Source organism: Actinoplanes sp. NPDC051861 (assembly GCF_040681145.1).
Classification (GTDB): Bacteria; Actinomycetota; Actinomycetes; order Mycobacteriales; family Micromonosporaceae; genus Actinoplanes.
Window position 1 is genome coordinate 409,949 of the sequence record NZ_JBFAYE010000002.1, and the last position, 19,570, is coordinate 429,518.

Below are 19,570 nucleotides of genomic sequence, written 5' to 3' on the forward strand. Positions count from 1 at the left end.
GCCGGTGACCCAGGCTCTTCCCCCGTACGAGGTCGGGCGGCTGGCCGGAGCGGTCCTCGACTCCGTCGGCACCGTGGTGGTCGGCAAGCGGGACTCGCTGGAGCTGGTGCTGGCCGGCATCCTGGCCGGCGGGCACGTGCTGCTGGAGGACCTCCCCGGCCTCGGCAAGACGCTGACCGCCCGGTGCTTCGCGCAGGCGCTCGGCCTGGACTTCCGCCGTCTTCAGTTCACTCCGGACCTGCTGCCCGCGGACGTCACCGGCTCGTTCCTCTACGACCAGCGCAAGGGCGACTTCGCGTTCCGGGCCGGCCCGGTCTTCACCAACATGCTGCTGGCCGACGAGATCAACCGGACGCCGCCGAAGACGCAGGCCGCCCTGCTCGAGGCGATGCAGGAGAAGCAGGTCTCGGTCGAGGGTGTGACCTACCGTCTGGACCCGCCGTTCCACGTGCTGGCGACGGCCAACCCCATCGAGTACGAGGGGACGTACCCGCTGCCCGAGGCACAGCTGGACCGGTTCCTGCTGCGGGTCTCGTTCGGATATCCCACCGCCGAGGAGGAGTGGGACGTGCTGCGCCGCCGGATGTCGCGGCGCCAGGAGGAGGCCCAGCTCGCCCCGGTGGTGAACGCGCAGACCCTGCAGCTGATGCAGAGCGCGCTGGAGTCGGTGGCGGTCGAGGACTCGATCGGCCGCTACATCGTGTCGCTCACCTCGGCCACCCGGGAGCACGGCGCGGTGCTGGTCGGCTCGTCGCCACGTGGCTCGCTGGCACTGCTGCTGCTGGCGCGGGCCCGTGCCGCGATGGCCGGCCGGGACTACGTGGTGCCCGAGGACGTCAAGGACGTCGCGGTGCCGGCGCTCGCGCACCGGATAACGCTGCGCCCAGAGATGTGGCTGCGCCAGGTGAACCCGTCGTTCGTGGTGCAGGAGGTGCTCACCGCCGTGCCGGCGCCGGCCAGCGGGGCGCTTCCGACGTACGCCCGGCATGACTGAGAACTGGGTGCCCACCCGGGCACTCGGCCGCACGGTCCTGGTCACCGGACTGTTGCTGCTGCTCGGGGTGGCGCTGGGCCGGGTCGACCTGGTGCTGCTGGCCGCGCCGTTCGCGATCGGGGCCGCGTGGCACCTGCGCCGGACCCCGCGGGCCGCGCCCGAGATCACCATCACCACCGCCGAGGAGCACATCGTCGAGGGCGGCGAGGTGGAGGCGGGGCTCACGGTCACCAACCCGGAGGCGATCGCGTACGACCTGGTCGTCGTCCGTGCGCGTACCTCGCCCTGGCTGCGCCTGGAGCAGGCGGACCGGCCGTTCGCGATCACCGTGCCGTCCGACGGCTGGGCCGCGATCGACCTGCCCGGCGAGGCGCTGCGCTGGGGACGGCAGGACGTCGGTCCGGCCGCCGCCCGTGCCGCGGCCTGCGGCGGGCTGCTGGCCTCGCGCCCGCAGGTCACACCGGCGCGGGGCGTACGCGTCTACCCGGTGACCGAGCCGTTCAACGCCACCGAGGCGATGCCCGCCGCGGCCGGTCTCGTCGGCGCGCACCGGTCCCGGCGGCCGGGCGAGGGCGGCGAGCTGGCCGGCGTGCGCCAGTTCGCGCCGGGTGACCGGCTGCGCCGCATCGACTGGCGTGTCTCGCTGCGGACCCGGGATCTGCACGTGGCGTACACGCTGTCGGACCGGGACGCGGAGGTCCTGCTCCTGCTCGACGTGCTGGGCGAGGTGGGCCTGCCGGGCGGGGTACGCGGCAGCGCGTCGGTGCTGGACACCACGGTCCGGGCGGCGGCCGCGATCGCCGAGCACTACCTGCATCGAGGCGACCGGGTGTCGATGATCGAGTTCGGCGCGCAGGCCCGGCGGCTTCGGGCGGCGTCCGGCCGCCGGCAGTACCTGACCGTCCTGGAGTGGCTGCTGGACGTGCGTGCCGAACCGGATGACGCCGCCTTCGGCGTGCACCACATCTCGTCGACCGCGCTCGTGGTGGTGCTCACCCCGCTGGTCGATCCGCGGGCCGCCGACATGCTGGCCCAGCTCACCCAGTCCGGCCGCTACGTGGTGGCGGTCGACACCCTGCCGCCGGACGCCGCGCCGCCGGTGCGCAACCAGTGGACGCCGCTCGCCACCCGGCTGTGGCGCGTCGAGCGGGAGAACGTGCTGGGACGGATGCGCGAGCACGGCGTACCGGTGGTGTCCTGGGCCGGGGCCGGCAGCCTCGACCTGGTGCTGCGGGACGTGGCCCGGATGGCCTCGGCACCGAGGGGGCGCTGACGTGCTGACCGCGATCGCCCGGCGGGTGGACCGGGCCCGGGTGGCGATGGGGCGCGCGACCGCCGTACCCCTGCTGGTCCGTTTCGGGGTGCTGCTCAGCGGCCTGCTCGCCATGCTGGTGGCCTGGCCGCCGCAACTGCTCGCCGGCCGGCTGCTGATCCCGTTGCTGGTCGTCGTGATCTGGCCGGCCGTCGCGCCCCGCGGGCGAGGTGGCACGGTCTCCGCGCTGGTCACGGTCGGCGGGTGGCTGGCCGACACCGCCGGGTACGACTCCCGCGTCGCGCTGTGGCGGGTGCTCGCCCTCGCCACGCTGCTCTACCTGGCACACACGCTGACCGCTCTCGCCGCCCTGCTGCCGTACGACGCGATGGTCAACGCCGATGTCCCGGCACTCTGGCTGGGCCGCGCCGGCATCGTGATCTTGATCTCGGCGGTGCTGATCGTGCTCGCGCTCGGCCTCACCGCGGACCTCGGCGGAGGCGCCTTCCAGCTCGCGACTCTGGTGGGTCTCGCGGCCGCCGCGGGTGTGACTCTGGTCCTCGCGCATACGGTTCGACGGCGATAGAAATCCCCGCTGAACTGTGCCTTACGACACTTGACTTTGCTTGGTTGCGATGGTCACAGAACAACGCATAAAACGGCTCGCGCGCGCGACAATAGGGGCGTGAATCCGCCGCGCATCGTCGTCGTAGGAGCAGGTCACGTCGGGCTTTACGCCGCACTCCGCCTGTCCAAGAAGCTGAACCGGAATCGGGCCGAGGTCGTTGTCATCGACCCCGTTCCGCACATGACTTACCAGCCGTTCCTGCCCGAGGCAGCCGCTGGAAGCATTTCGCCGCGACACGCTGTGGTGCCGCTGCGCCGGGAGTTGAAGAAGTGCCGGATCGTCTCCGGCGAGGTCACCCGGGTCGAGCACGCACGCAAGACGGTCACGGTCCAGCCGATCGACGGCCCGGCCTACGAGATGGAGTACGACCACATCATCGTGGCGCCCGGCTCGGTCTCGCGTACCCTCCCGATCCCCGGCCTGAGCGACATGGGCATCGGTCTCAAGACCATCGGTGAGGCCATCTACCTGCGTAACCACATCCTCGACCGGCTGGACGTCGCCGCGGTGACGCCCGACGAGGAGGTGCGCAAGGCGTCTCTCAACTTCGTCTTCGTCGGCGGCGGCTTCGCCGGCATCGAGGCGCTCGCCGAGATGCAGGACGTGGTCTCCGACGCGCTGAAGTACTACCCGGAGCTGGACCCCAAGGAGGTCCACTTCATCCTGGTCGAGGCGACCAACCGGATCCTGCCCGAGGTCGGCCCCGAGATGGGGGCGTACGCGGCTCGCCAGCTCGCCGCCCGCGGCGTCGACCTGCGCCTGGACACCCGACTGGACTCCTGCGTCGACGGCCGGATCGTGCTCTCCGACGGCGACAAGTTCCGCGCCGAGACCCTGGTCTGGACGGCCGGCGTCAAGCCGTCGCCGATGCTGCAGAGCACCGACCTGCCGCTCGGCCCGCGCGGGCACGTCAACTGCCTGCCGACCCTCCAGGTCGCCTCGCTCGAGGGCGAGGTCTGGGAGGGCGCCTGGGCCGCCGGTGACTGCGCTCAGGTGCCGGACCTGACCAACCCGGGTGGCTGGTGCTCGCCGAGCGCCCAGCACGCGGTCCGGCAGGCCACCGTCCTGGCCAACAACATCCGCCAGGTCATCCTCGGCGGCGCCCCGAAGGAGTACCGGCACAAGTACGCGGGCAGCGTCGCCGGTCTCGGCATCAACAAGGGCGTCGCCCACGTGTACGGGATCAAGCTCAAGGGCTACCCGGCGTGGCTGATGCACCGGGCGTACCACGTGAGCCGCATCCCGTCGTTCAACCGCAAGGTCCGCGTGCTCGCCGACTGGACGCTCGCCTTCCTGCTGAAGCGCGAGACCGTGGCGCTCGGCCAGCTGCACCACCCGCGTGAGGAGTTCACCGAGGTGACCCCGCCGGTGTCGGCCAAGGCCGACAGGGTCGGCGCCGGATCGCGCTGAGGCCGTTTCCACTGCCCGGGCGGCACCAGCTACGGTGTTCGCAGGCCCCGCCCGGGTGGTGGAATGGCAGACACGGCCGCCTTAAAAGCGGCTGCCTCACAAGGCGTGCGGGTTCGAGACCCGCCCCGGGCACCGGTTCCCGCGGTCGCGGCTTGCTGCCGCGGCCGCGATTTTGTTCGCACCTGTGTTGACCTGCGATGATATGGGCCACTCTCAGGCTGCTCACAGCTTCGGGGTAGGGCGCGATGTGCAGATAGCGCTTACTCTTGAACGACACGCATCGTGCCCATCCCCAAAGGGAGGCTGGAAACAGTGAAGACATCGAACCCGGTGCTCTCGCGCCTCGGCCAGGCGGCCGAGCGGGAGCGGGCGGCCGGGTACGGGCCATACGCGCCGGCCGGTCAGCCGGGTTACGGTCAGCCGGGATACGGCGAGCCATACCCGACGGCGACCGGCTACCCCGCCTCTCCGCCCGCCGTCCGACCGATGACCATCGACGACGTCGTGGTCAAGACGGTCACCCTTCTCGGCATCACCGGCATCTCCGCCATCGCCGCGTGGAACCTGATCCCCGACGCGCTCACCGGCGCGGCCTGGATGGGTGCCGCGCTGACCGGCCTCGTGCTCGGCCTGGTCATCTCCTTCATGCGGATGGCCAACCCGGCGCTCGTCGTGGTCTATGCGGTCATCGAGGGCGTCTTCGTCGGCATGGTGAGCAAGTTCTTCACCAACATCCTCGGTTACGAGGGGATCGTCCTACAGGCGGTGGTCGCCACCTTCGGCGTCTTCTTCCTGATGGCGATGCTCTACAAGGCGCGGCTCATCCGGGCGACGCCCAAGTTCACCAAGGCCATGATCGCGATCATGGGTGGCCTCTTCGCGGTCATGCTGATCAACTTCGTGCTGGCGCTCTTCGGCGTCAACACCGGTCTTCGTGACAGTGGCCCGGTCGGCTACATCTTCAGTCTCGTCTGCATCGTGGTCGCCTCGTTGAGCTTCATCCTGAACTTCAACGAGATCGAGGAGGGCGTGCGGATGGGTCTGCCGCAGCGCTACTCCTGGACCGCGGCCTTCGGCATCCTCGTCGGCCTCGTCTGGCTCTACCTGGAGATCCTCCGCCTCTTGGCGTACCTCCAGTCAGACGACTGACGGTTCGTCACGTCGTCTCATAATGCAACGCTCGGTCCGTCTCCCCGCGGACCGGGCGTTGTCCCGTTGTCGGGTAGTTTTGGGGTGTGTCCGACTTCGCCACCTCGATCGACCGCCTGCTCAACCTGGTCCACCACTGGGCGGAGACCCGCTGGTCGGCGCCCTCCGGCGCGGGCAGCCGGGCCGAGATGGTGCACACCCTGGTTCAGCGGCTGGCCTTCCTGGGCGCGGAGGCCGAGCAGCTCCCGTCCCGGCCGGTTCCCCGCGTGCATCACCTGGTGCTCCCCGATCAGATCAAGGTGATGGCCCACGACATCCTGGCCGCCTCGCCGTCGGAGGACCTCCTGGCCCGCGCGACGGCCGAGGTCGACCGGGTCCGGGCCGCCCTCAGCTGAGGGTCAGGTTCAGCGACGTCAGCCCCTCCACGGGACGGAATCCGGCGGCGGCATAGAGGGCCAGGGCAGCGGCGTTGTCCGGCTCGGTCTGCAACGACACCCTCAGCGCACCCTCGGCTTTCGCCTCGGCGACGACGTGGTCCAGCAGGGCGCGCGCGATTCCGCTTCGCCGATGATCAAGAGCAACAAACAGATCGCGTACGGCGTAAAAGCTCGCCAATCGCAATGAGGCGGGCATGACCGTGTACGTGATCAGGCCGCCCGGGAGCGTCGCGGCCAGACGCAGGCGGTGTCCGGTGATCTGTGACGCCAGCCAGACTCGGGTCCGTTCCGGCTCCGCGGGCTCCCCGTAGTGCACCCGGTAGTCGTCGAAGAGCCCCGCCGCCCGCCCGAACTCCGCATCCGCCGGGGTGATCGCTCGAATCTCCACGGCTAACCCCAGATGACGGTGGTCAGGTCCTCGAGTTCGGCGACCGCGCTGCGGTCCTCGCGGGCCAGCACGGTCAGCATCTGGACGACCTCGTCGAGACTCGCGTACTTGCCCACCGAACTGCCCGCCTCCGCGTCCGGCGTCTCCAGCCAGAGCAGCTTGTCGCCCTCGCAGCGCACCTGCACGACGGCGTCCGAGCGGGAGGCGAAGACGGCCCAGCTCTCCAGCTCCCGGAGGATCACGTCGAGCAGGTCGATGCAGTAGTCCAGGCTCCGCAGGGCCGGCACCTCGATCCCGCCCTCCTCGGTCCCGTAGGTCACGTCGAGGACGTCCCGCTCGCGTCTCCCGCTCCCGGTCAGGGTGGCCAGCGTCACGTCGCCGCCGGCGAAGATCGGTGCGAGCGCGGGCCACGCGGCGAGCCGGGGAACGTCGACCGGGAGTTCGGTGTCGGTACCGGGCAGGGTGAGGGTGCCGGTCAGGCGGTCCCAGGAGCGGCTCACCACGAGGCGGTGCCCGCGGACGTCGCTCGCCTCCACCCGGACGCCGCTGCCGAGGTCGGGCGCCACCTCGGTGAACAGGTACTCGGCGGGCCACGGCGCGGTGCGACGGGAGCGGCGCATCCGGCCGCCCGGCCAGTCGTCGAGCTGGCGGGTGTCGGCCCGGGGCTTCGGCGGCCGGGACCAGGTGTTGATCGGCAGACGCATCAGCATGCCGATGTTGTCCTCGAACGCCGCCGTGGGTTCGTCCGGCCGCACCTCGCTGCGGTGCACCGGCGCGATCGTGGTCGTGACCGCGTCGAGTTCCGGGTCGCCCGTCCAACCCATTTCCGACCGGTACGCCACGACCCGGTCCAGCCGCAGGTCATCCACGGTCAGCGGCTGCACGTGGACGCGACCGCTCAGCTCGTCCGGCGTCTCGTCGGCCGCGTCGAGCAGCGCCGCCGCCACGTCCTCGCGGAAGCTGCCCCGATCGGCGCGCAGCAGCGTGACGGCGCCGTCCCGTACCCGAAAGATGGTGGTCAACTCCCCGACGGCCGCGCCGAGTCGCATCGTCTCCATCCGGACGTCATGCCGCCCGATCCGCGCCGGCACCGAGTCCCGCTGCCGCATCGCCGTGATTCGCTCGACGATCTCCTCATCCCGCACCACACCAGTTTGACCGGGCACCGCAGCGGCCCGGCGCGCGGGGAGCGTGCCGGGCCGCTGGGGGTGTGGATCAGCTGAGGCGTTCGAGGATCATCGCCATGCCCTGGCCGCCGCCGACGCACATCGTCTCGAGGCCGATGGTCTTGTCGTGCCAGTCCAGGGAGTTGAGCAGGGTGCCGGTGATGCGGGCGCCGGTCATGCCGAACGGGTGGCCGATCGCGATCGCGCCGCCGTTCACGTTCAGCTTGTCGATCGGGATGCCGAGGTCCCGGTAGGAGGGGATGACCTGGGCCGCGAACGCCTCGTTGATCTCGACGAGATCGACGTCGTCGATGGTCATGCCGGCGCGCTTCAGTGCCTGCTTCGAGGCCTCGACCGGGCCGTAACCCATGATCTCGGGGGAGAGGGCCGTGACGCCGGTGGAGACGATGCGGGCGAGCGGGGTGATGCCGAGCTCGCGGGCCTTGGTGTCACTCATGATCACGACTGCGGCGGCGCCGTCGTTGAGCGGGCAGCAGTTGCCGGCGGTGACCCGGCCGTCGGGGCGGAAGACCGGCTTGAGCTGCGAGACCGCGTCGATGGTGACGCCGGGGCGGGGACCGTCGTCCTTCGACACCACGGTGCCGTCGGGGAGGGTCACCGGCGTGATCTCGCGCTCCCAGAAGCCGTTGGCGATGGCCTTCTCGGCGAGGTTCTGACTCCGTACGCCGAACTCGTCCATCTCCTCGCGGGAGACGTTCTTGATCTGAGCGAGGTTCTCGGCGGTCTGCCCCATGGCGATGTAGACATCCGGGACCGCGTCGTCCTCGCGCGGGTCGTGCCAGGTCTTGCCACCCTCGGCGTAAGAGGCAGTGCGCGCCTGGGCGGAACCGAAGAACGGGTTCTGCCAGCCGCCGCCGAGCAGCTTCTGCGCCTCCGAGGGCAGCCCGTCGGAGCTGCCGCGGGCGAAGCGGGAGACGGTCTCGACACCGGCCGAGAGGAAGATGTCGCCCTCGCCGGCCTTGATCGCGTGGAACGCCATCCGGGTGGTCTGCAGCGAGGACGAGCAGTAGCGCGTGATGGTCGCGCCGGGCAGGCCGTCCAGGCCCAGCTTCGTGGCGATCACGCGGGCCTGGTTGAAGCCCTGCTCGCCGCCGGGCAGGCCGCAGCCGAGGTAGAGGTCCTCGATGAGCGTGCGGTCGAGCTGGGGCACCTTGTTGAGGGCGGCGTCGACGATCGTGGCGGCGAGATCGTCGGGGCGCAGGTCCTTCAGTGAACCCTTGTGGGCGCGGCCGATCGGGGAGCGGGCAGTGGCGACGATGACAGCTTCCGGCATGCCGCCAGTTTACTCATCGGTAACATCGTCGGAAGCGCAGATTTCTCACACCGTGCTCAAACGCGATTAACCGCTGCCTTCGCGACCGCCGGATACAGCGCGTGCGCCCACACCCGGTAACCGTCGGCCGACGGGTGGAAGCCGTCGTAGCAGAGCGTTCCCGCGTCCGCCCGGAACACCGCACCCGTCTCCCCGGCCAGGTCCACGACCACTCCACCGGCCTCGGTGACTGCCCTGGCCTGCGCCCTCGCCAGCCGGCGTCCGACCAGTCCGGCGATCTGCCGCAGCGGCGGTGCCATCGAGCGGGACGCGCCCAGGTCGGGACACGTACCGACGACCACCCGGACGCCGGCCGACCGTAGCCGGCGCACGGCCTGACCCAGATGACTCGCCGAGTCCTCGGCGCTGCGGCCGGAGGTCGCGTCGTACGACCCGATCAGCACGACGGCCACGTCCGGCCGGTCGCCGAGCAGCGCACGGGCCACCTGGGTGGCGAGGTCACTCGAACGGGAACCGGCCACACCGACGCTGGAGAGCAGCACATGTCGCTGGCCGGTCTCCGGGGAGCCGTCGGCCAGCAGCCGGGCCAGCTGGCCACCGACGGTGTCGGAGAGCCACTCCACGCCCACACCCACCGCGGCCGAGTCGCCGAGCAGCACCAGCCGTAGCGGCGGCGCGGAGGCCGGGCCCATCGAGGTGCGCAGGGCGAGGCCCATGGTGGGTTTCGCGTACCGCCGCGCCTTGGCGGCCAGCAGCTCGCCGGCGATCAGGGCGGCACCGCCCACCGCGCCGGCCAGCAGGCTGGTGGCTGCGGCCTTGCTCAGTCGTTCCGGCAGTCCGGCCATGTCCCGCCTCCCCGCATCAGCCGACTTGATGATCCTCTGGGGTATACCCTACGGCCCCGTCCGCCGGGGCAACGCTCGGAACTTCGGTGGCCGATCTCGAGCCGAACCACGGGTGGCGCCGCAGTTGGGCCCACCGTCCGGCCGGGCCGTGTGCCCGCCCGTTCACCACGGTCGGGCTGACCTCGGTGCCGGGAGCCCGGACTGCCTCGTCGGCCGCCTCGGGCAGGGTGCGGACACCCTCGGCCGCCGGAGCCGACCGGTCGTCCTCGCCGAGCGAGGCCAGCACGGTCGGCATCATCACGGCCGCAGCTCGTGCGTACCCCTCGGCGGACGGATGGAAACGATCGGAGCTGAACATGCGTACCGGATCGGCCTCGAACATCGGGCCCAGCAGGTTGCCGAGCGAGACGGTCCGGCCGCCGGCCTCCACGACCGCGACGGTCTGCGCGGCGGCCAGCTGACGGCTCCAGCGGCGGGCCAGCCAGCGCAGTGGCGGCTTGATCGGCTTGATGGCGCCGATGTCCGGGCAGGTGCCGACCACGACGCGGCACCGGGCCGCCCGCAGCCTGCGCACGGTGTCGGCAAGATGACGTACGGCGGACGCGCGCGCCGAGTGATGCGTGACGTCGTTGCCGCCGATCAGGATGACGGCGATGTCCGGCTCGAACTCCAGGGCGGCGTCCACCTGGTAGGGCAGGCCGGCCGAGACCGAGCCGACGACGGCGAGCCGGTGGAGGCGGACCGGGCGGCGCAGCCGGCGTGAGATGCCGGTGGCGAAGAGCGCGCCGGGGGTCTCGCGGGGGCGGTGTACGCCGTACCCCGCCGCGGACGAGTCACCGAGGATGACCAGGGTGAGGGCCTTGCCACCGAACTTCGCCCCGTACAGCCCGTCGCCGCGTGGTGGTGGCGCCTCGGCCATCGGGATGATCCGGCGTGCCTCGGCCGCCTGGCGCATCAGCAGGCCCACCGAGAGCGCGGCCGCACCCGCGATCGCACCGGTCACCTGACCGGCGAGCCGCCCCGCCGACCGGATCCGTCGTCGGTCCTCGGCGGAGAGATCGCGGATCCGTGCCGTCGCGCTGGTCCAAACGATGCTGCTCACGGTCTCCCTCGCTGTCGCCGCGCCGGAAATGTGGGTATGGGAATTCGAGGCTAACTCGCGATGGCGAGAGGCAATCATGGCGGACCCAAGTCATGCTGGAGTGGCGGAGAGGGGAACAGATATGGCCAAGACGTTGAAACGTGCGGCGGCGTTCACGGCTCTCATGCGGGCCCTGACATCCGGCGCCCGAGGTGGGCCGTCGCTCGGCAGCCGGCTGGCCGCGCTGCCCCGGATGCTCACAGCGACCGCCCGAGGTCAGTACGACGGAGGGCTCCGGCTGGCGCTCATGACCGCCGCGACGGTCTATGTGGTCTCACCGATCGACGCTGTCCCGGAGGCTCTGCTCTGGGTCGTCGGGCTGATCGACGACGCTGTCATGGTGACCTGGCTGGCCGGCGCGGTGCTGGCCGAGACCGACCGGTTCCTGGAGTGGGAACGGACCGGCGGTCGCCTGGTCGTAAAGTAAAGCGTGCGCTATTACGACAATGTAGTCGAGTTGATCGGCAACACCCCGCTGGTCCGGCTGAACAGTGTGACCCAGGGCATCAGTGCCACCGTGCTGGCCAAGGTCGAGTACGTGAACCCCGGCGGCTCGGTCAAGGACCGGATCGCGTTGCGGATGGTGGAGGACGCCGAGAAGGCCGGACTCCTCAAACCGGGTGGCACGATCGTCGAGCCGACCAGTGGCAACACCGGCGTGGGGCTGGCCCTGGTGGCACAGCAACGCGGATACAATTGCGTGTTCGTCTGCCCCGACAAGGTCAGCGAGGACAAGCAGAACGTGCTGCGGGCGTACGGCGCGGAGGTCGTGGTCTGCCCGACCGCGGTCGCGCCGGAGGACCCGCGTTCCTACTACAACGTGTCCGACCAGTTGACGCGAGACATCCCCGGCGCCTGGAAGCCGGATCAGTACAGCAATGCCGCCAACCCGCGCTCGCACTACGAGCAGACCGGCCCGGAGCTCTGGGAACAGACCTCCGGCAGGATCACCCACTTCGTGGCGGGCGTCGGCACCGGCGGGACGATCAGCGGCGTGGGGCGCTACCTCAAGGAGCAGGGACCGGTTCGGATCATCGGGGCCGACCCGGAGGGCTCCGTCTACTCGGGCGGGACCGGCCGGCCGTACCTGGTGGAGGGCGTCGGCGAGGACTTCTGGCCGACGGCGTACGACCGGAGCGTCACCGACGAGGTCATCGAGGTGAGCGACTCCGACTCGTTCGAGATGACCCGGCGACTGGCCCGCGAGGAGGGCCTGCTCGTCGGCGGCTCCTGCGGCATGGCTGTGGTGGCGGCGCTCGAGGTGGCCCGCAAGGCCGGCCCGGACGACGTCATCGTGGTGCTGCTCCCGGACGGCGGCCGCGGCTACCTGTCGAAGATCTTCAACGACAAATGGATGGCGCGGTACGGGTTCCTGCGTACCCAATCCGGCACTCCCACCGTGGCCGACGCGCTGGCCGGCAAGGGCGCCGAGATGCCGCCGCTGATCCACGTCCACCCGACCGAGACGGTCCGCGACGCGATCGACTACATGCGGGAGTACGGGATCAGCCAGCTCCCGGTCCTCAAGGCCGAGCCGCCGGTGGTGACCGGTGAGGTGGCCGGCTCCATCTCGGAGAAGGCGCTGCTGGACGCGCTCTTCACCGGCCAGGCCCACCTCCACGACACGATCGAGCGCCACATGGGCGACTCCCTCCCGATGATCGGCGGCGGCGAACCGGTGGCCGAGGCCGTCGTCCTGCTGGAGAAGTCCGACGCCGCCATGGTCCTGATCGACGGCAAGCCGGCCGGCGTCCTGACCCGCCAGGACCTGCTGGCCCACTTGAGTTAAGGGTTCAGGTGGGCGATCTGCTCCCAGGCCGGGTCGGGCGTGACGGTCAGCCGGACCCGGCCGTCCGGCCAGGAGGAGATCAGCGGCTCCAGGGCGTGTGCGGCGGCCGGGCGGTCGGCGTACAGGTGCGTGGTGCGGAGGCCGTCGCTGGTTTCGTGGGCGACGACGACCGCGCCGTCGGCGTGCACGCTGATGTGGTCCTCCAGGGCGTGCAGGTCCGCCAGGGCCTCCTTGGTGGGCAGGCCGTTGCCGTCGCGGCGGTGGTAGGGGACCTCCAGGCGGACGTGCAGGTCGTGGCCGGGCCAGCGGGCCGGGCGCAGCGGTGACTGGGCGATCGCGACCACCGGATGGCCGTCCACGGTGCCGGACATGGCCCGCCAGCGCGGCTCGCCGTCGGCCGGGTCGAGTGCGGCGACCAGGGCGGCCAGTTCGGGGCCGGTCAGGGTGGCGCCGGGCGTGGTGATCGCCTCGATGCCGCCGACCCAGATCTCCACGCCGTCCTCGCCGAGCAGCCAGTCGAGCGAGAGGAACGCCACCTGGTTGCGCGCGCCGTCGGGCATGGACGGGAACGCCGGGTGCCACACCTCGACGTGTACGCAGTCCCGCTCCTCGTCCGGCTCGGCGGAGAACCGCAGCTCGTCCAGGTCGAGTTCGTGGCCGGCGATCGACAGGTGGCCGCCGTCCAGGGCGTCGGGGCTGCCCTGGCGCGCGCTCGCGTAACCGAACGTCTCGTCCGGTGCGGGACCGGCCCGGCGCCAGCGCTCCGCCAGGGAACGCAGCGCCGGGTCGCCGCACGCGCTCACCACCAGCAGGTGCCGCGACGCCGTGCCGGCGGTGAACTCCCACTCCAGTTCGGGGTGGATGGCGGAGACGAGCGCGCCGATCTCGGCGATCAGCCGATCGTCGGCGTCGCCGGTGATCTGCCGCTCGGCGCGCGGCCGGGCCGTCGCCCACCACGCCCAGAACGCGTCGATCGCAGCCACCGGATCGTCCTTGCGCCTCCGCCTGAAGATCACCGATGGACGGTACCGCCCCACGAAGCCCTTTGCGTGTGGAGTTGGGGTGCGCAGCGGGGCGAAACTTCACACGCAATGGGGTGCGGCGCTTGGTGTGTGGAGTTGGGGTGTGGAGCGGGGCGGAATTTCACACGCAATGGGGTGCGGCGCTTGGTGTGTGGAGTTGGGGTGTGGAGCGGGGCGAAACTTCACACGCAATGGGGGTGGGTCAGCTGAGTTCGGTGGGGAGTGCGACCACGTCGACGAGGGCGTTGCGGCGCAGCAGGGTGATCGGCAGGTCGACGCCGATCGCCGGGCCCAGCATCAGCCGCTGCAGCTCCTGGACACTCTGGACGGGCCGGCCGCCCGCGGTCACCAGGATGTCGCCGAGATAGATGCCGGCGGTGCCCGCGGGGCTGCCCGGCACGACCTCGACCACGCGCAGGCCGGACTTCTGGCCGAGTCGTGCGGCGAGGGCCGGCGGCAGCGGCACCGGCAGCCCGGCAACGCCCAGCCAGGCCCGGCGCACCCGCCCGGTGGCGACCAGCTCGCCGATGATCGAGCGGGTCGTGGCGTTGATCGGCACGGCTAGGCCGAGCCCGTACCCGGCGACGGCCGTGTTGACGCCGACGACAGTGCCGGTGGAGTCGGCCAGCGCCCCGCCGGAGTTGCCCGGGTTGAGCGCGGCGTCGGTCTGGATGACGTTGTCGATGATGCGCAGCCGGCGCCCGTCACGGGCCGGCAGCGAGCGGCCCAGCCCGGAGACGACCCCGGCGGTCACCGAGCCGGCCAGGCCCATCGGGTTGCCGACGGCGACCACCAGCTGGCCGATCTTCAGATTGTCGGCGTCGCCGAGCGGTGCGGCCGGGGCGCCGGGGGAGTGCACGCGGACCACGGCCAGGTCGGAGAGCGCGTCGGCGCCCACCACGTCGAACGGTGTCTCGATGCCGTCGGCGAACGCCGCCGAGCCGCCGGAGGCGCCGGCGACGACGTGTGCGTTGGTGAGCAGGAAGCCGTCGTCGGTGAAGGTGACCGCGGAACCGGCCCCGCCTCCGCGCGGGGAGCGGACCGAGAGGGCGGCCACCGAGGGCAGCAGACGTGCGGCCACGCCGGTCACGATCCTGCTGTAGGCGTCCAGCGCCTCGGATTCTTCGGTGTCCATGTGACAGACAACAGCGGGCGCCCCGCGTCGATGCCCGGCCGTCGTCCGCCGACGGCGAACAGGGGCGCGCACAGGGGTCGTCACGGATAGTCGCCGGGGTCGCACAGACAGTCCGACCGGCCGATGGCTCACTGCTGTTGTATGTGTCGTGACGGAGCTATGAACCACTCCCGGACGAAGGAGTAGAGGGAATGGTCGACGTCGACGAGGCGGCGCCCGGAGACATCGTGGACCGCCTGCTGTGGCGGGACGCGCAGCACATGCTCGGACGCCACATGGCGGCGGGTCTGGACGGCAACTGCGTCTGGTGTGGATGGCGGTGGCCGTGCTCGGCCCGCCGGCTCGCGGAGCGCGCCGACGCGGTGGCACGGCGCTCGTTCCGCGAGGCATGGACCGTGCGCCACGACATCAACAGCATGCGGAGGTACTTGGACTGACGACTTCGACGTCGCCGAAGAAAGCTTGACCGTCCCCCGGCAAGCAACGGCTTCCCGGCCCGGCCGACGTCGCCCGGCGGTGACGCCGGAGCGCCCCGCCAGCGCTTCGGCATCCCGCGCCCAGACCCGCCCTTGAACTGGTTATTCGGACCGGCACGCCTCCGCTGGTCCGCGCCTCCGGCCAGGCGCACCAGATCGGGCGGGGCGGTGGGCGGGAGTGCGCGGCTACAGGTTCCCCCGCATTCACTCGGTTGCGTACTCCCGCCCAACCAGCAAGCCCGCCGCATCCCCCGCGGCGGGCTTTCTGCGTCTCACAGGGGGTGCGAGTAGCGCAGCTGGGGGAGCGGCTGATCGTTGATCGGCTCCACCCGGGTCGCGCCGTCGGGCACCCAGCCGCCGCGTTCGTAGAAGCGCCGGGCCACCGTGTTGCCCTCCAGCACCCAGAGCACGGCCCGGCCGGTGCCGAACTCGGGCAGCTCGGTCAGGGCCCGCACCATCAGCTGCCGTCCCACGCCGGTGCCGACCCGGGCCGGGTCCAGGTGGATCGCGTACAGCTCGGCGGCGCCGGGTGTCTCGCTCGGCCCGATGTAGCTGAAACCGATCAGCTCACCGTCGTCCTCGGCGACCGTCATCCGGTGCGTGTCCCGCTCCCAGCCCCACCGCTCCACCCACCAGGCGACGAACATCTCCGGGCCGCGGGTGGCGAACGAGGCGGGGTCGTCGAGCAGGTCGGCGTAGGCGGCGGCACGCGAACGATGGTGCAACTCACCGACGCCGGGCTGGTCGGCGGCGGTGGCCGGGCGCAGGGAGACGGTCACGGCACGAGCCTCCGGCTCGGCAGGGGCACCCGGAGGAGATCTTCGGCGATCACGATCGGGCCGTCGAACTCGGCACGGGCTTCGTCGAGGAAACGCTGAGCGTCCTGGTAACGCTGCGAGAAATGGGTCAGAACCAGCATGCGTACGCGAGAAGCACGCGCAACCGACGCGGCCTGCCCCGCCGTCAGGTGCCCCACCTGTGCCGCCATGTCCGCGTCCTCCGCCAGGAAGGTGGACTCGATCACGAGCATGTCCGCGTCCTCGGCGAGCGCGTAGACGTTGTCGCACAGCCCGGTGTCCATCACGAAGGCGAACGACTGACCGGGGCGGATCGCGCTCACCTGTTCCAGGGTGACGTCACCGAGACGGCCGGCGCGCTGGAGCTCACCGACGGCCGGCCCGCTGATCCCGTGTGCGGCCAGCCGGTCGGGCAGCATCCGCCTCGATTCGGGTTCGGCGAGGCGGTACCCGTACGTCTCGATGGAATGCCATAGCGGCAGCGCGGTGAGGCGCCCCGCGGAGGTCTCCGCGACGAAGCCGGCGCCCACCGGGCCGGGCACGATCTCGGCATGGTCCCAGTAGCTGGTGGCGTGCCGCAGGCGGTCGAAGAACTCCTGGCCGCCGGCGGGAAAATTGACCGTGACCGGATGCGGCACCCGGTCGAGCGAGATCCGCTGCAGGACGCCGGGCAGGCCGAGGCTGTGATCGCCGTGGAAGTGGGTGACGCAGATCCGGGTGATCGGGGTCACCGGTAGGCCGGCCATCAGCATCTGGCGCTGGGTGCCCTCGCCCGGGTCGAAAAGGATCACCTCGTCGTCCCAGCGCAGCAGGTAGCCGTTGTGGTTGCGGTGCCGGGTGGGCACCTGGCTCGCCGTGCCGAGCACGACCAGCTCACGCATCTTCGCCCCCGCTGTTCCCCGCTGGAAATGAAGCGACCCCAGGGGACTTCCTCGCTCGCGTGCGCGGGCGAGGTCCGGTCGGACAAGGCCGGATCCCCTGGGGTCGGGTGGCTGTCGTGAATTCGCCAAGGCCGATGCCACACGGTCTCGACGTGTTTTAACGAAGCTGTCGAGGACAGCGGCTAGCGGACAGCCACCTCACGAGTCCCGTTGCTATACAACTTCGGACCACCTCCCTTCACGTGTACGGCCACGTTAACGACTCCGGGAGCGCGGTGCCAACGAATTAGAATCACTAAAGACGGGGGAATACTCGGGGGGTCATCTCGGTGCTCTCCACCACCAGGGAGGCCGGGCCGACCACCTGCGGGTCCGGCACGTCGACGATCTCCGCGTCCTTGCCGGTGTAGTCGAAGCGGTGCAGCACGTGCCGCATCGCGGCCAGGCGGGCCCGCTTCTTGTCGTTGCTCTTCACCACGGTCCACGGCGCGTCGGCGGTGTCGGTGTAGAAGAACATCGCCTCCTTGGCCTCGGTGTAGTCGTCCCACTTGTCCAGGGACTCCAGGTCCATGGGGGAGAGCTTCCACTGGCGTACCGGATCGACCTGGCGGATCGCGAACCGGGTCCGCTGCTCGCCCTGGGTCACCGAGAACCAGAACTTCACCAGGTGGATCCCGGAGCGGACCAGCATCCGTTCCAGCTCCGGGGTCTGGCGCATGAACTCCAGGTACTCCGCGCGGCTGCAGAAGCCCATCACCCGCTCCACACCGGCCCGGTTGTACCAGGAGCGGTCGAAGAGCACGATTTCACCGGCGGCCGGCAGGTGCTTGATGTAGCGCTGGTAGTACCACTGGGTGCTCTCCTTCTCGTTCGGCTTCTCCAGGGCCACCACCCGGGCGCCGCGAGGGTTGAGATGCTCCATGAACCGCTTGATCGTGCCGCCCTTGCCGGCCGCGTCCCGGCCCTCGAAGAGGACGAGCAGCCGCTCACCGGTCTCCTTGCACCAGTTCTGCAGCTTCAGCAGCTCGATCTGCAGCAGCCGCTTGTCGTGGTCGTAGACCTGCCGGGGGAGCCGTTCGTCGTACGGGTAGTCCTCCCGCCACGTGTCGACCGGGCTGCCGTCCGCCTTCAGCAGCCTCGGGTCGTCGTCCTCGTCGTCCACCACGCGATAACCGGTCAGCTCGGCGATCGGCCCCGCGTACGGCGGAGTCGCCGCGTCCTCGGGGACGAAATCCAGGTCAATGTCCGTACTCATGTCTTCACCAGCCATCGCCGCACCTTCTTGCGCCGGGAGGCCCGCACCAGCGCGGGCACAGCAGCAAGCGTTTCCTTACCCACTTGTTCCTGCCGTCCGTATAGCACGCCGAAGTGAAATGAATCCGAACCCAGCTCGCGGAGCACCTGGCGGGCCACCGTGGAGTCCTGGTGCGCGCCCAGGCCGTCCTGCAGCGCGGTCAGCGCCTTCACCAGGTTCTTGGCGGGTTTGCCGGCGTCCGGCTCGACCAGCTCGATCGCATAGCGGGCCTGCTTGAACCGCTTGCGCGAGTCGTGGATCTCCTCGTCCACGCCGTGCTCCATCGCCGTGTCCAGCTCGTCGTCGGCCCGCTGCAGCACCTTGCGGGCGCGCGCCGCCGGGTCGGTGTCGCGCAGCGGGGTGCCGTCGACCAGCTCGTCGATGCGGTCCAGCAGCTCCAGGTAGCGGTCCGAGTCGAGCGCCTCGACCAGCTCCTCGCGGCCCTGCGCGATCCGGTGCTCCAGGCTGGCGCGGATCCGCTGCGCGGCCGGCTGGAACTCGGGCCCGGCGCCGGTCAGCCCGGCGAGCAGCTTCTCCTCCAGCACCTGCGGGTCGCGGACGGCGCCCAGCATCTGCGCCAGCCAGCGCAACTCGTCGCCGATCCCGGTCTCCGGGAACCACTTCCGGTACGTCTTCAGCGTGCTGCGCAGGCGGCGAGTGGCGACCCGCATCTTGTGCACGGCCTCCTCCTCGCCACGGCGGGCGGCCGGGTCGTAACCGAGAATGGCGTCGCGCTGCTCCCTCGCGTACCGGAAAACGGGGTTGACCTTGCCCTTGCTCTTTTTCCCCTCGCCGGCGGCGAGTCGCCCGGCCAGCGCCCGCGCCACCTTCGACGGACCGGCGGCCGGGCTGGCACCGGCTGCCAGCAACGCCTCCTCGACCGCGTCCAGAACCTCGGTGCCGCCGTCGACGAGCTCGACCTCGACCTCCTGCCAGGCGATCTCCTCGCCGTCGGCCTCGGCACGCACCTGGTCCTGCGCGACCAGCGCGAGCGTGCGGCCCCGCTCGTCACGCAGCGGCGTCTCCACCCGGTGCGTGCACAGCCGCGCGACCGGCTCGAGCGCCCGGTGCCGCACGATCACGCGCACCAGTTCCCTGAGCTCCTCCGGCACCGAGTCCGGCTCACCGGAGACCCGGTGCTCGGTGCGCCCGGCGCCGTCACCAGGCGTCTTCAGGTGCCAGCCCGCGTCGTTCCCGCCGGTGCGCCGCCGAAGCGTCCGCCGGTTTTTCATCAACCGCAGGTCATCGGTGTCGAAGTAGGTGGCGTCGAGATCATGGATCTCGGCGCCGTCGACGCTGGCGATGCCGGCCGCACCGACCAGGTCGGGAAGTTCGAAGTTGTGAGGGACGTCGTACTTGCGCTCGGTCTCGGTGGCGATCTCCACCCTGTCAATGGTGCCCGTTCCGGCCGCCGGAACACAGGGATGTCTCAGGTTGCGCTGGCATTGTGGTGCCCCGGCCCCGTTAGGAGT

The 19,570-nt window shown here is 70.8% G+C and carries 20 protein-coding genes and 1 tRNA gene; 10 read left to right on the forward strand and 11 right to left on the reverse strand.

Annotation, left to right across the window (positions count from 1 at the left end; translation table 11 throughout):
* Nucleotides 1-4 precede the first annotated feature (4 nt).
* The 7 genes from AB0M02_RS08565 to AB0M02_RS08595 all read left to right on the forward strand — a co-directional run bounded on the left by AB0M02_RS08565 (nucleotide 5) and on the right by AB0M02_RS08595 (nucleotide 5,828).
* Nucleotides 5-994 carry a MoxR family ATPase gene (locus AB0M02_RS08565; protein WP_364223607.1) on the forward strand — a complete coding sequence of 330 codons (990 nt, stop codon included), beginning with the start codon at nucleotides 5-7 and terminating at the stop codon, nucleotides 992-994.
* Nucleotides 987-2,267, forward strand: coding sequence for a DUF58 domain-containing protein (locus tag AB0M02_RS08570; protein WP_364223609.1), 1,281 nt, complete (start codon nucleotides 987-989; stop codon nucleotides 2,265-2,267). Before AB0M02_RS08565 ends, AB0M02_RS08570 begins: the two co-directional genes overlap by 8 nt.
* A 1-nt stretch (nucleotide 2,268) precedes the next feature.
* Nucleotides 2,269-2,832 (forward strand): hypothetical protein, encoded by a 564-nt coding sequence (locus AB0M02_RS08575; protein ID WP_364223611.1) that lies wholly within the window; start codon nucleotides 2,269-2,271, stop codon nucleotides 2,830-2,832.
* Between the two features lie 99 nt (nucleotides 2,833-2,931).
* Nucleotides 2,932-4,284 carry an NAD(P)/FAD-dependent oxidoreductase gene (locus AB0M02_RS08580; protein WP_364223613.1) on the forward strand — a complete coding sequence of 451 codons (1,353 nt, stop codon included), beginning with the start codon at nucleotides 2,932-2,934 and terminating at the stop codon, nucleotides 4,282-4,284.
* A 49-nt stretch (nucleotides 4,285-4,333) separates the two neighbouring features.
* Nucleotides 4,334-4,416, forward strand: a tRNA-Leu gene (locus AB0M02_RS08585).
* A gap of 180 nt (nucleotides 4,417-4,596) precedes the next feature.
* Nucleotides 4,597-5,433, forward strand: a complete 837-nt coding sequence (locus AB0M02_RS08590) for a Bax inhibitor-1/YccA family protein (RefSeq protein ID WP_364223615.1) — start codon at nucleotides 4,597-4,599, stop codon at nucleotides 5,431-5,433.
* A gap of 86 nt (nucleotides 5,434-5,519) precedes the next feature.
* Entirely contained in the window at nucleotides 5,520-5,828 is a 309-nt protein-coding gene (locus AB0M02_RS08595; RefSeq protein WP_364223617.1) for a hypothetical protein, read from the forward strand.
* Here the strand turns inward: AB0M02_RS08595 and AB0M02_RS08600 are convergent.
* The 5 genes from AB0M02_RS08600 to AB0M02_RS08620 all read right to left on the reverse strand — a co-directional run bounded on the left by AB0M02_RS08600 (nucleotide 5,821) and on the right by AB0M02_RS08620 (nucleotide 10,596).
* The gene (locus tag AB0M02_RS08600; protein ID WP_364223619.1) at nucleotides 5,821-6,258 is read right to left on the reverse strand and encodes a GNAT family N-acetyltransferase; all 438 of its coding nucleotides are present in this window, start codon (nucleotides 6,256-6,258) and stop codon (nucleotides 5,821-5,823) included. The genes AB0M02_RS08595 and AB0M02_RS08600 overlap by 8 nt on opposite strands.
* Before the next feature lie 2 nt (nucleotides 6,259-6,260).
* Nucleotides 6,261-7,403: a hypothetical protein gene (locus tag AB0M02_RS08605; RefSeq protein WP_364223621.1), complete on the reverse strand. Its 1,143-nt coding sequence runs from the start codon at nucleotides 7,401-7,403 to the stop codon at nucleotides 6,261-6,263.
* Between the two features lie 70 nt (nucleotides 7,404-7,473).
* Complete coding sequence (locus AB0M02_RS08610; RefSeq protein ID WP_364223623.1) at nucleotides 7,474-8,718, reverse strand: acetyl-CoA C-acetyltransferase; 1,245 nt, start codon at nucleotides 8,716-8,718, stop codon at nucleotides 7,474-7,476.
* A 56-nt stretch (nucleotides 8,719-8,774) separates the two neighbouring features.
* Nucleotides 8,775-9,563, reverse strand: a complete 789-nt coding sequence (locus tag AB0M02_RS08615; protein WP_364223625.1) for an SGNH/GDSL hydrolase family protein — start codon at nucleotides 9,561-9,563, stop codon at nucleotides 8,775-8,777.
* A 16-nt stretch (nucleotides 9,564-9,579) separates the two neighbouring features.
* On the reverse strand, nucleotides 9,580-10,596 hold the full coding sequence (locus tag AB0M02_RS08620) for an SGNH/GDSL hydrolase family protein (RefSeq protein WP_364224501.1): 1,017 nt from the start codon (nucleotides 10,594-10,596) through the stop codon (nucleotides 9,580-9,582).
* Nucleotides 10,597-10,786: 190 nt separating this feature from the next.
* Here AB0M02_RS08620 and AB0M02_RS08625 point away from each other — a divergent pair, with 190 nt between their 5' ends.
* Both AB0M02_RS08625 and AB0M02_RS08630 read left to right on the forward strand, forming a co-directional pair.
* Nucleotides 10,787-11,131: a YkvA family protein gene (locus AB0M02_RS08625; protein WP_364223627.1), complete on the forward strand. Its 345-nt coding sequence runs from the start codon at nucleotides 10,787-10,789 to the stop codon at nucleotides 11,129-11,131.
* A gap of 3 nt (nucleotides 11,132-11,134) precedes the next feature.
* Nucleotides 11,135-12,493, forward strand: a complete 1,359-nt coding sequence (locus AB0M02_RS08630) for a cystathionine beta-synthase (RefSeq protein ID WP_364223629.1) — start codon at nucleotides 11,135-11,137, stop codon at nucleotides 12,491-12,493.
* Here AB0M02_RS08630 and AB0M02_RS08635 read toward each other — a convergent pair.
* Together AB0M02_RS08635 and AB0M02_RS08640 are read right to left on the reverse strand one after the other, a co-directional pair.
* Entirely contained in the window at nucleotides 12,490-13,509 is a 1,020-nt protein-coding gene (locus tag AB0M02_RS08635) for a DUF695 domain-containing protein (RefSeq protein WP_364223631.1), read from the reverse strand. The genes AB0M02_RS08630 and AB0M02_RS08635 overlap by 4 nt on opposite strands.
* Before the next feature lie 208 nt (nucleotides 13,510-13,717).
* Nucleotides 13,718-14,650, reverse strand: coding sequence for a trypsin-like peptidase domain-containing protein (locus tag AB0M02_RS08640; RefSeq protein ID WP_364223633.1), 933 nt, complete (start codon nucleotides 14,648-14,650; stop codon nucleotides 13,718-13,720).
* A gap of 191 nt (nucleotides 14,651-14,841) precedes the next feature.
* Here AB0M02_RS08640 and AB0M02_RS08645 point away from each other — a divergent pair, with 191 nt between their 5' ends.
* Complete coding sequence (locus AB0M02_RS08645) at nucleotides 14,842-15,087, forward strand: hypothetical protein (RefSeq protein ID WP_364223635.1); 246 nt, start codon at nucleotides 14,842-14,844, stop codon at nucleotides 15,085-15,087.
* Nucleotides 15,088-15,398: 311 nt separating this feature from the next.
* Here AB0M02_RS08645 and AB0M02_RS08650 read toward each other — a convergent pair whose 3' ends face one another.
* The 4 genes from AB0M02_RS08650 to AB0M02_RS08665 all read right to left on the reverse strand — a co-directional run bounded on the left by AB0M02_RS08650 (nucleotide 15,399) and on the right by AB0M02_RS08665 (nucleotide 19,483).
* The gene (locus AB0M02_RS08650) at nucleotides 15,399-15,905 is read right to left on the reverse strand and encodes a GNAT family N-acetyltransferase (RefSeq protein WP_364223637.1); all 507 of its coding nucleotides are present in this window, start codon (nucleotides 15,903-15,905) and stop codon (nucleotides 15,399-15,401) included.
* The gene (locus AB0M02_RS08655; protein WP_364223639.1) at nucleotides 15,902-16,804 is read right to left on the reverse strand and encodes a ribonuclease Z; all 903 of its coding nucleotides are present in this window, start codon (nucleotides 16,802-16,804) and stop codon (nucleotides 15,902-15,904) included. The genes AB0M02_RS08650 and AB0M02_RS08655 overlap by 4 nt, the downstream gene beginning before the upstream one ends.
* A gap of 295 nt (nucleotides 16,805-17,099) precedes the next feature.
* Nucleotides 17,100-18,059 carry a polyphosphate kinase 2 gene (gene ppk2 / locus AB0M02_RS08660; protein WP_364223641.1) on the reverse strand — a complete coding sequence of 320 codons (960 nt, stop codon included), beginning with the start codon at nucleotides 18,057-18,059 and terminating at the stop codon, nucleotides 17,100-17,102.
* Nucleotides 18,056-19,483: a CYTH and CHAD domain-containing protein gene (locus tag AB0M02_RS08665; RefSeq protein ID WP_364223643.1), complete on the reverse strand. Its 1,428-nt coding sequence runs from the start codon at nucleotides 19,481-19,483 to the stop codon at nucleotides 18,056-18,058. Before AB0M02_RS08665 ends, ppk2 begins: the two co-directional genes overlap by 4 nt.
* Nucleotides 19,484-19,570: the final 87 nt, after the last annotated feature.

Bases quoted from the DNA above. Each gene is read 5' to 3' on its own strand.
- AB0M02_RS08570 (WP_364223609.1), top strand. From the start codon at position 987: ATGACTGAGAACTGGGTGCCCACCCGGGCACTCGGCCGCACGGTCCTG.
- AB0M02_RS08625 (WP_364223627.1), top strand. From the start codon at position 10,787: ATGGCCAAGACGTTGAAACGTGCGGCGGCGTTCACGGCTCTCATGCGG.
- ppk2 (WP_364223641.1), bottom strand. From the start codon at position 18,059: ATGAGTACGGACATTGACCTGGATTTCGTCCCCGAGGACGCGGCGACT.
- AB0M02_RS08640 (WP_364223633.1), bottom strand. From the start codon at position 14,650: ATGGACACCGAAGAATCCGAGGCGCTGGACGCCTACAGCAGGATCGTG.
- AB0M02_RS08615 (WP_364223625.1), bottom strand. From the start codon at position 9,563: ATGGCCGGACTGCCGGAACGACTGAGCAAGGCCGCAGCCACCAGCCTG.
- AB0M02_RS08655 (WP_364223639.1), bottom strand. From the start codon at position 16,804: ATGCGTGAGCTGGTCGTGCTCGGCACGGCGAGCCAGGTGCCCACCCGG.
- AB0M02_RS08610 (WP_364223623.1), bottom strand. From the start codon at position 8,718: ATGCCGGAAGCTGTCATCGTCGCCACTGCCCGCTCCCCGATCGGCCGC.
- AB0M02_RS08645 (WP_364223635.1), top strand. From the start codon at position 14,842: ATGGTCGACGTCGACGAGGCGGCGCCCGGAGACATCGTGGACCGCCTG.